The sequence below is a fragment of the Anaerolineae bacterium genome (genome assembly GCA_025062375.1).
Taxonomy (GTDB): domain Bacteria; phylum Chloroflexota; class Anaerolineae; order SpSt-600; family SpSt-600; genus SpSt-600.
On sequence record JANXAG010000032.1, the window covers coordinates 1 to 1,784 of the forward strand.

The window sequence follows — 1,784 nt, forward strand, 5'->3', positions numbered from 1 at the left end:
AGAGAAAGCGCCACTGCGCCAAAAAGTGCAGAAACAAAATTGACCCTTCCAGCTATATCACCAATGGGTATCTTAGAAAATAGATGAGCAATCAATACCCAAAGGGGATGCCCCCCTGCACTGGCTTGCAGGTTACAGATGACCGCCTGTAGTTGCCAGTAACCCTCATCACCCCACAGCACTGTCGGTGCTAAAGTAAACCCATAAAACCCTAATCCGAGGATGAATAAAACCAGACTATCGCTTCTTTTTTTATCACCATTCAACATAGGCCTCATTTTCCTTACCCAGCAGGGCTGATGTATACTCTACCCATCCCTTTCCTATCGCCGTCATTTCGCCGGTTTTGGGATCAAAAAGGCGACCTTGAGGGTAGTAGGTATCGGGGGCATCCAGGCTGTACCAGCACCAGCGCTGGACTAAACGGTAGCCATCCGCAGGGTAGCCCAGGGCTGGGTCAGTGGCCGTCAGGAAGAATTCAAAGGTGCTCCAGAGAAAGGCTATGACTCGCTCCGGAGGAAAACCATAGTCTTCAGGCATCGGTATGCCATATTCGGACATTACGAGGGGATAGTTTTGAAAAGCGCGCTCCGCCAACCACCGCCTGAAGTTTATGATGTGGCGGCGAAATATCTCTATGTTTCCGCTATCGTCAATCTCATAAAGTTCCCCCCGGTCTTCCTGAATCCCCGGAGGGATATCAACCCCCCACGAACCCCTCTCCTCCCGAAGGATGAAGTTGTGGATGTTCCAGACATCTACAGGCATTTCTTCCCCAAACTGGGCTCTGTAAGCTTGTAAGATTAGTTCAAGATACTTCAAACGGAGAGGGGTCGGTTGCGATACACCACCAATGCCTATCTTCGCTGTTGGGTCAGCCGTTTTTATGGTTTTGTAAGCCTGGTGGTAAAGCTTTGCATAAAGAGCTGGTTCTACATTGTCCTGCCACTTTACATCTGGTTCATTCCCTATGAGCCATAAAGAGCCCGGGTTAAGTTTAGCTATCTCTGCGATTTTATCCGGGGTAGGATTAAGCTTCCCACCCCTGAGTCTGACCATTTGAACATATTCAATCCCTTCAGGTCTGGGAGGGTAGGCATTTGCCCTCCAGTCCAGGTACCATCCCAGCCTAAGCGGTTTTATATTATATCTTGAAATTGGCCCGATTGCAACCCCCACACCCCAGCGGGGCCTGCCTTCCCAAAGGATTGATTCCCCCACTCCGACAGGAGGCGTCAGAGTGTAGGTTATAGGAAGCGATGTTAAAGTAAGCGAGCTTTCAGGGCCGAGGGTTGGGACAAGAGGCTCACGAAAAGAAGGCTCGCCAGGATTAAGCAGGGAAAGAAGGACAAGGATAAGCCCAGCTAATAGTAGGGCTAAGCCACTCCATAAAGGCAAAGGCCTTTTAGGCACGAGCTTTCCTCACCCCAAGGATGATGAGCCCAAGGATTATTAGCCCCAGACCTGCCACAAAGAGAGGGGAAATTCCGAAGCGGGGTTGAACAGCGGCGGGGGTAGGTTCAGGCGTGGGTGCAAAGGAAGTAAAAGTAGGGGTGTGGGTTGGGGTTAAAGTAGGGGTTGGTGTAGGCGAGGGGGTGTAGGTAGCCGTAGGGGTAAAGGTAATGCCCAAAGTTGGAGAAATAGTTGCAGGGACGGTTGTCGGAGTGGGAGATGGAGTAAAGGCCACGGGCGCAGTTGAAGTTGGTGGAGGGGCGGGGGTTTCAGGAGTTGGAGTGGGGGCTGGGGTAAATTCCGGAGGAGGTGGTGTTGGAGTAGGGGTACTG

General features: G+C 51.5%; 3 protein-coding genes. All 3 read right to left on the reverse strand.

Features of this window, described 5'->3' with window-relative positions; genetic code table 11:
- Positions 1–269, reverse strand: a 269-nt coding sequence (locus NZ653_08040) for a DUF2723 domain-containing protein (GenBank protein MCS7287067.1), incomplete at its 3' end; no start/stop codon positions are given.
- Positions 256–1,413: a glycosyl hydrolase gene (locus NZ653_08045; GenBank protein ID MCS7287068.1), complete on the reverse strand. Its 1,158-nt coding sequence runs from the start codon at positions 1,411–1,413 to the stop codon at positions 256–258. The genes NZ653_08040 and NZ653_08045, both read right to left, overlap by 14 nt.
- Positions 1,406–1,784: hypothetical protein (locus NZ653_08050; GenBank protein ID MCS7287069.1), on the reverse strand; the 379-nt coding region annotated here is incomplete at its 5' end. The genes NZ653_08045 and NZ653_08050, both read right to left, overlap by 8 nt.